Annotated in this window: 9 protein-coding genes; 7 read left to right on the top strand and 2 right to left on the bottom strand. The window is 66.8% G+C overall.

Annotated features, from left to right (window positions below; translation table 11 throughout):
• On the top strand, positions 1-184 hold a 184-nt coding region (locus HMPREF3167_RS09615), incomplete at its 5' end, for an MYXO-CTERM sorting domain-containing protein (RefSeq protein ID WP_148132383.1).
• Between the two features lie 315 nt (positions 185-499).
• Here the strand turns inward: HMPREF3167_RS09615 and HMPREF3167_RS04080 are convergent.
• On the bottom strand, positions 500-802 hold the full coding sequence (locus HMPREF3167_RS04080) for a thiamine-binding protein (protein ID WP_068538952.1): 303 nt from the start codon (positions 800-802) through the stop codon (positions 500-502).
• A gap of 156 nt (positions 803-958) precedes the next feature.
• Here HMPREF3167_RS04080 and HMPREF3167_RS04075 point away from each other — a divergent pair, with 156 nt between their 5' ends.
• Positions 959-1,570: a YgjV family protein gene (locus tag HMPREF3167_RS04075; RefSeq protein WP_062613758.1), complete on the top strand. Its 612-nt coding sequence runs from the start codon at positions 959-961 to the stop codon at positions 1,568-1,570.
• A gap of 3 nt (positions 1,571-1,573) precedes the next feature.
• Here HMPREF3167_RS04075 and HMPREF3167_RS04070 read toward each other — a convergent pair whose 3' ends face one another.
• Complete coding sequence (locus HMPREF3167_RS04070) at positions 1,574-2,911, bottom strand: MocR-like pyridoxine biosynthesis transcription factor PdxR (RefSeq protein ID WP_083200602.1); 1,338 nt, start codon at positions 2,909-2,911, stop codon at positions 1,574-1,576.
• 95 nt (positions 2,912-3,006) lie between these two features.
• On the opposite strand from HMPREF3167_RS04070, the gene pdxS reads away from it, so the two are divergent.
• From pdxS to HMPREF3167_RS04045, 5 genes are all read left to right on the top strand, one after another.
• Entirely contained in the window at positions 3,007-3,888 is an 882-nt protein-coding gene (gene pdxS, locus HMPREF3167_RS04065) for a pyridoxal 5'-phosphate synthase lyase subunit PdxS (RefSeq protein WP_062613854.1), read from the top strand.
• An 84-nt stretch (positions 3,889-3,972) separates the two neighbouring features.
• Positions 3,973-5,322 (top strand): peptidase U32 family protein, encoded by a 1,350-nt coding sequence (locus HMPREF3167_RS04060; RefSeq protein WP_236698678.1) that lies wholly within the window; start codon positions 3,973-3,975, stop codon positions 5,320-5,322.
• Positions 5,323-5,398: 76 nt separating this feature from the next.
• Complete coding sequence (locus tag HMPREF3167_RS04055) at positions 5,399-5,758, top strand: DUF3137 domain-containing protein (RefSeq protein ID WP_068538954.1); 360 nt, start codon at positions 5,399-5,401, stop codon at positions 5,756-5,758.
• Complete coding sequence (locus tag HMPREF3167_RS04050) at positions 5,719-6,495, top strand: AzlC family ABC transporter permease (RefSeq protein WP_068538955.1); 777 nt, start codon at positions 5,719-5,721, stop codon at positions 6,493-6,495. The genes HMPREF3167_RS04055 and HMPREF3167_RS04050 overlap by 40 nt, the downstream gene beginning before the upstream one ends.
• Positions 6,492-6,809: a branched-chain amino acid transporter permease gene (locus HMPREF3167_RS04045; RefSeq protein ID WP_070445638.1), complete on the top strand. Its 318-nt coding sequence runs from the start codon at positions 6,492-6,494 to the stop codon at positions 6,807-6,809. Before HMPREF3167_RS04050 ends, HMPREF3167_RS04045 begins: the two co-directional genes overlap by 4 nt.
• The last annotated feature ends 42 nt before the right edge of the window (positions 6,810-6,851 follow it).

The raw sequence follows: 6,851 nt of genomic DNA, 5'->3' as shown, positions 1-6,851 counted from the left end.
CAGCGCAACCGATGGTTATGTGGTGACCAACACCAAGGACACGCCTCCGGGGCCGACCCCGCACAAGCCAGAAAAGCCGCGTGACCCGATGCCACGCACGGGTGTTGAGATCGGCATGACCGTTGCCCTTGCGCTTGGCCTGCTTGGCGCTGGCGTGGCGCTAGTTAGGCGAAACCGGGCGTAACAACACGCCACGCGCAACCTAACAAACAGGTAGCGCTTAGCCCGTAACAGTTTGGCCGGCCACTCCAAGTGAAGTGGCCGGCCAAACTCATTTAAAGCATGTAGCGCGCGGACTTTATCCTACTGGGGGTGCCGACCGCGCGCGTCCTCGTCGCACATCAACGTGTGGGGCTCGCAGTAACGCGGATCGGACGGGTCTACCCACGTGTAACCGTACTTGCCGGCCTCCGCGGGATCAGCGCCTTGTCCTTACCACGCCAGCTGAAGCCGGTGAGCTGTCATCTACCATCCCTTAATCGCTGGTGGCGGTGCTGTCCTACTGCTCGAGCAGCTTGTTCACCCGCTCCACCTTCGCCGTGATCTGGCCCGTGTAGCCCGGGCGGATGTCGGCCTTCATCACCAGCGAGATGCGCGGCGTGTGCTTCTCCAGCTCCTCCACGCACGCCTTGACCACGGCCATCACCTCATCCCACTCGCCCTCGAGGGTGGTGAACATGGAGGTGGTCTCGTTCGGCAGTCCCGACTCATTGACGATCTTCACCGCCGCGGCTACCGCCTCGGAAACGGAGCCGTCGGGCTGGTCGGAGGTTTGCGGGGCGATCGAGAACGCAAGAAGCATGGTATTTCCTTTCATCAAGAACCGCCCCAAGTTTATGCGATTGTGCGACCTTCGGCACTTTCGCACAAGGTGCCCGTGGGCCGTGCTACAACGCTCATATACTTGTGCCACCGTGCCAAAGACATGTCACGATGCCGAACAGAAATGGAGACAAACATGCCGCTGTGGGAGTTTATTGGATGGGCGGGATCCGTGCTCGTGATCGTCTCGCTCATGGTGCCAAGCATCCGCCGATTCCGGGTGCTCAACCTCCTGGGCTCCTTCATCGCCACCGTCTACAACATCTACTTCGGCATTTGGCCCTACGCCGCCATGAACGGCGTGATCGTCATCATCGACGCCTACTGGCTGTGGCGCCTCACCCGCGACGACGGGGAACGCGGCTACTCCGTGCTCGACGTCGACGCCGGAGAGCCGCTGGTCGCCCGCTTCCTCGACCGCCACGCCGCCGCCATCGCCGAGGCCTTCCCACGCTTCGACCGCGCTGCCCTCCCCAGTGCCCGCGCCTTCCTCCTCATGCACGAAGACGAGGTCATCGGCCTGTTCGCCCTCCGCCCAGAGGGCGACACCGGCCACATCCTCATCGACTACGTCACCGAACGCTTCCGCGACCTTACGCCCGGCGCGTTCCTCTACGGCAACGCCTCGCTGTTCGAGGGCCTCGCGGTTAACTCCGTGGCGGTGCCCCTGCGCGACGCCGCCGACCCCGTGTACTTTGCCAAGCAAGGCTTCGCCGATCGCGGCGACCTGCTGGTCCGCGGCGTCTGAGATTTAGGGGGCGGGCGCTGGGGCGGCGGGCGCGGGGATGATCTGCCGCAGCTGGCTCAAGGCCGCCGAGAGTTTCTCCCTGCTACCGGCCCCCAGACCGACCACGATGCCTGGCCGCCGACCCCGCCCCGACCAATACTGACCGAGTGACTCCACCGCCAACCCCGCGTGCCGTGCGCGGGCGAGGGCGGTGGTTTCGTCGTCGTCGGACAAAGGAATAATGGCGCCAAGCCCGCCGTCCATCGTGCGGCCCTCGGGGAAAATCCGCTCGAACAAGCCGCGGCGGTGCTTGTATTCGCGGCGCATGCGGGCCGTGTGGAGGCGAAGGCCGTCGGCGGCGAGGAAGTTGGACAGCGCGTCCTGGGCGATGCCGGAGACGGGGATGAGGCGGGCCTCGATAGCGGCGTGCAGCCCAGGCGGGGCGATCACGTAGCCGAGGCCGAGGGCGGGCGTGAGGGTCTTGGCGAAGGAGCCGAGCAGGGCGGTGCCTGTGGGGTCGAGCGCCACGAGCGCGGGGTGGGTGGCGCGCAGTTCGGAGTCGTAGTCGTCCTCGATGAGGAGCGCGCCCGGGGTGGCGCGGCGCCATTCGACCAGCTCGCGGCGGCGGGATGCGGGCATCTGCAGGCCGAAGGGGAACTGGTGATTCGGGGTGACGAGTGCGGCGGCGGGCGCGAGGACATGAAGCGCCGCCGGGGAGAGGCCCTCGCCGTCTGTGGTGACCGGCATGGCGTCCCAGCCGATTGAGGCCGGCACCGCGCGGAGCGAGCCAAAGCCCGGGTCCTCGACGGCGAGGCGGTGGGGGTGGCTGGTTTGGGTTTGGCCGGTTTGGGCGGAGGCGGCGAGCGCGGCGAGGGTGGCGCGCAGGCCGTCGCGGGCGCCGGCGGTGATGAGGATCCGCTCCGGGTCGATGCTGACGGCCCGGGTGAGGCGGAGGTGCTCGGCGAGCAGATAGCGCAGGCGCGGCGAACCCGGGCTGGGGTAGGCGTGCGGTTCGGCCACGGCGGCCCGCCAAGCTGCGCGCCAGGCCGAACTGGTCAGTGCCTCTAGGGGCGCGCCAGGGCGGAGCAGGGACGGGGGTGACGGTGTTATTGGCGAAGGTGAACGAGGGGAGGAGGGCTGGGCGGTGTCGACGAGGGCCGGGTGAATGCGGCTGCCCGAGCGGGAGGCGAGGAGGATGCCCTCGCCTTCGAGCTGTTCGTAAGCGCTGACAACGGAGCCGCGGGAGACGCCGAGTTCGTCGGCGAGGGCGCGGGTGGAGGGGAGGCGGTCGCCAGGGGTGAGAGAGCCGGACTCGAGGCGGGCGCGGATGTCGGCGACGATGGTGGCGGGAATGGAGGGCACGGGGTACTTCCTGGGATGCGGGGGTATGGGTGGTCTAAAAATGTAGGCGAGAAGTGGACTTAATTGTAGACCATACGCGGGCGAGAATGGAGACCATGAGTTACACCATTGAAGACAACAAACTCCAACTCGCAGCCGGTCTCAAGGGCGGGGTGATCATGGACGTGGTCACCGCCGAGCAGGCCAAGATCGCCGCGGAGGCGGGGGCCGTGGCCGTCATGGCACTCGAGCGCGTGCCCGCCGACATCCGCGCCGAAGGCGGGGTGGCTCGCATGTCCGACCCCGACCTCATCGAAGGCATCATGAAAGCCGTGTCTATCCCCGTCATGGCCAAGGCGCGCATCGGCCACTTCGTCGAAGCGCAGGTGCTGCAGGTGCTCGGCATCGACTGGGTAGACGAATCCGAAGTGCTCTCACCCGCCGACTACGTCAACCACATCAACAAGCGCGAGTTCACCGTACCGTTCGTGTGCGGGGCCACCAACCTCGGCGAGGCGCTGCGCCGCATCAACGAAGGCGCCGCCATGATCCGCTCCAAGGGCGAGGCAGGCACCGGCGACGTCTCCGAAGCCACCAAGCACATCCGCCAGATCACCAAGGAAATCGGCGAGCTTAAGGGCCTGACCGAGGATGAGCTGTTTGTTGCCGCCAAGGACCTCGCCGCTCCCTACGACCTCGTGGCCCAGGTGGCCCGCGAGGGCAAGCTGCCCGTGCCGCTCTTCGTGGCCGGAGGCGTGGCCACCCCGGCAGATGCCGCCATGATGATGCAACTCGGCGCGGACGGAGTGTTCGTGGGCTCCGGCATCTTCAAGTCCGGCGACCCCAAGGCCCGCGCCGCCGCCATCGTCAAGGCCACCGCCTCCTTCGACGACCCGCAGGTGATCGCCGAGGTCTCCCGCGGGCTGGGCGAAGCCATGGTGGGGATCAACGTGGCCGACCTGCCGGCCCCGCACCGGCTGGCAGAGCGCGGTTGGTAGAAGCGCGCCCGCAGGCCGGCAAGACTGGCCCGGCCGCGCCAGTCAGCTGGTAGCCCGGCGGGGCGGCCGGCTATGCTTACGGTCGTGATCGAACCTTTTGGCGTCCGCCGCCGCACCCGCCCCGAGGTCCTGGCCCCGGCCGGCAACCTCGCCACCCTGAAAACCGCCTTCGACTTCGGCGCTGATGCGGTCTACTTCGGCGGCCAGGAATTTGGCATGCGGTCGGCCCCGAAAAACTTCACACTGGAGGATATCGCCGAGGCGGTCGCCTACGCCCATGAGCGCGGCGGGCGCGTGTTCGTCACCTGCAACATCCTGCCCACCTCCGCCGAGGTCACTTCCATGAACGAGTACATGGGCCAACTGGGGGAGATCGGGGTGGACGCCCTCATCGTCACTGACATCGGGGTGCTTATGGCCGCCCGCCAGGTGGCCCCGAACACGGAGATCCACGTCTCCACGCAGGCGGGGGTCACGAACTACCAGGCGGCGAACGCGCTGGCCCAACTGGGCGCCACCCGTGTGGTCTTGGCCCGCGAGCTCAGCCTTGCCGACATCCGTGAGCTCCGCGCTCACACCCCTCCCGAGCTGGAGATCGAGGCCTTCGTGCACGGCTCGATGTGCATGGCGTTCTCGGGCCGCTGCCTTATCTCCCAACACACCACCGGCCGTGACGCCAACCACGGCGATTGCGCCCAGTCCTGCCGCTACAAGTACCACGTGGTGGAGGAGCGCCGGCCGGGCCAGTTCATCCCTGTGGAGATCACAGACCAGGGCACGTTCCTGTTCAACTCCAACGATATGAACACGCTCACCCACATCGACGACATCCTCGACGCCGGAGTCACCTCCCTCAAGATCGAGGGCCGCGCGAAGAGCGCCTATTACGTGGCCGCCATGACCAACGCTTACAAGACGGCTGTGGGGGAGTACATGGTCCAGCGCGGTTTCGAGGACGCCGCCGGCGCAACCCTCGTCCCCTTCCACGACCAGGTCCACCTGCCCGCCGCCCCTCGCCCGGCCACCCCCGTCACCTTCCCGACCTGGCTACACGACGAGCCGTTCAAGGTCACCCACCGTGCCTACTCCACCGGCTTCTACTACCCGGAAAACCCCGCGGGCGAGGAGATCCACAGGGGCGGCTACATTAACGAGTGGCTGCTCGCGGGAATCGTCACGGGCTACGACCCCGCAACCTCCCGCCTCCGCCTGCACGCGAAGAACAAGCTGGCCCCGGGCAAGGAGATGGAGATCCTCTTCCCGGGCTCGGCCCCCGTGGCGATGGCCGTCCCTGCCGACGGCCTCCAGGACGCCGACGGCAACCCCGTTGCCGAGATCAACTTCCCCGCGCGCGAATTCTCGATGCCCTGTCCGGTACCCGTGCCCGTGGGCGCGATGGTCCGGGTTCGGGCCCGCCTCCACCACGCCGGCTAAGAGCCGCACGGCCGGGCGCGAGCTGGGCGGCGGCGTCGTCGGAAACCACACGGAAACGCTACCTGAACGTACGCAGATGGCTTCGCGAACGGAATCCCGCCAATCCGTCCCGGGACCGTCCGGCCACATCCGGATCATCCCCACGGGCAAAGGCCTGTTCGGGCGCGAAAAGCAGGTGGGGTACGAGGCGGCCCGCAAGGGCGAGAAGAAAACCGAAACGGAAGACATCCGCGTCAACGAGACATTCAACGTCTATTGCACCGACGAGCTCTCGGCTCGCACGCTCCTCAACCTTTACGTGCTCCGCGCGCTCGTGGGCTACGAGGAGCAGTGCCCGGTCACGGTCACGTTGTGGACCGGGTTGCCCCGGTGGGGTGGCGGACGTAGGTTTTTTGTATGTCCCCTGCTTCCCCGTCCGCGTTCGCGTTGGCCCTGAAAGATGCCCTGCCGGTCGGTTTGGGCTACGTCCCGCTCGGGATGGGCATGGGGATGACGCTGACGGGCGCGGGCCTCGAGTGGTGGTGGGCGCCGATCTTCGCGGTGTTTATCTACTCGGGGTCGATGCAGTACCTGGTGGTCCCAATGATCGTGACCCGTGAGCCGATCGCTGCCGTTGCGCTTGCCACGTTGTTCATCCAGTTCCGGCACGCCTTCTACGGGATCAGCTTCCCACTCCACCTGGTGCGGCATCTACTGGCCAAGCTCTATTCGATACACGCGCTCACCGACGAGGTCTACGCCGTGGTCGCCTCCAAACCCTGGGAAGAGCTGACGGGGGAGCGCGTGGTGTGGATCCAGGTCTTCGCTCATTCCACGTGGATATTTGGGTGTACGCTCGGGGCGCTCGTGGGCCTGGCCGTGCCCATAGACTCACGGATCCTCAACTTCGTCCTCACCTCCCTGTTCGTGGTGCTCATGCTTGAGTCCTACCTGGCCAACCGCAAGCGGGTGGACTTCGCGCTCGCCGCCGTCATCGGCGTGGGGGCGCTGTTCCTGCCGTCTTCTGTGTACCTGTTGGCCGCGCTGGTCCTGTTCACAGTGGCGCTGCTCATTGCCTCGCGTGTCGAGTCGGTGGTCGGGGAGCCTGTCGGCGCGCTGGGCAGGGCAGTGAGCCGGCCGGGCCGGGAGCGCCGCACCGAGCACAGCCGGGAGCGAAGGGACTCCATGCCATGAACTACATTATTGCGATGATCGCTGTCACCACGGCCATCACATTCTCTCTGCGAGCCGCGCCCTTTGTGTTCCTGTCCAAGGTCCGCGACTCCGAGACCCTCGCCTACCTCGGCGCCGCCATGCCCGCGGGCGTGATGCTGATCCTCGTCATCTTCACCCTCCAGGACGTCACCTTTGCCAGCGCCGATTCCTGGATGCCTCCGGCCGCCGGGGTGCTCACCACGCTCGGCGTGCACTTGGCTTTTCGCAAGGTCCTGGCCTCGCTGCTGGCGGGTACGGGGATGTTCGCGTTGGTCCTCGCGCTGGTTAGTTAGCCTCGGCGGGACCGCCAACCCAAATTATCGGCGCCCACTCGG

Origin of the sequence: Trueperella sp. HMSC08B05 (assembly GCF_001808405.1) — a bacterium.
GTDB classification, from domain to species: domain Bacteria; phylum Actinomycetota; class Actinomycetes; order Actinomycetales; family Actinomycetaceae; genus Trueperella; species Trueperella bernardiae.
Note: the sequence above shows the minus strand (reverse complement) of the source record. Positions and strands in the feature narration are given on the sequence as shown.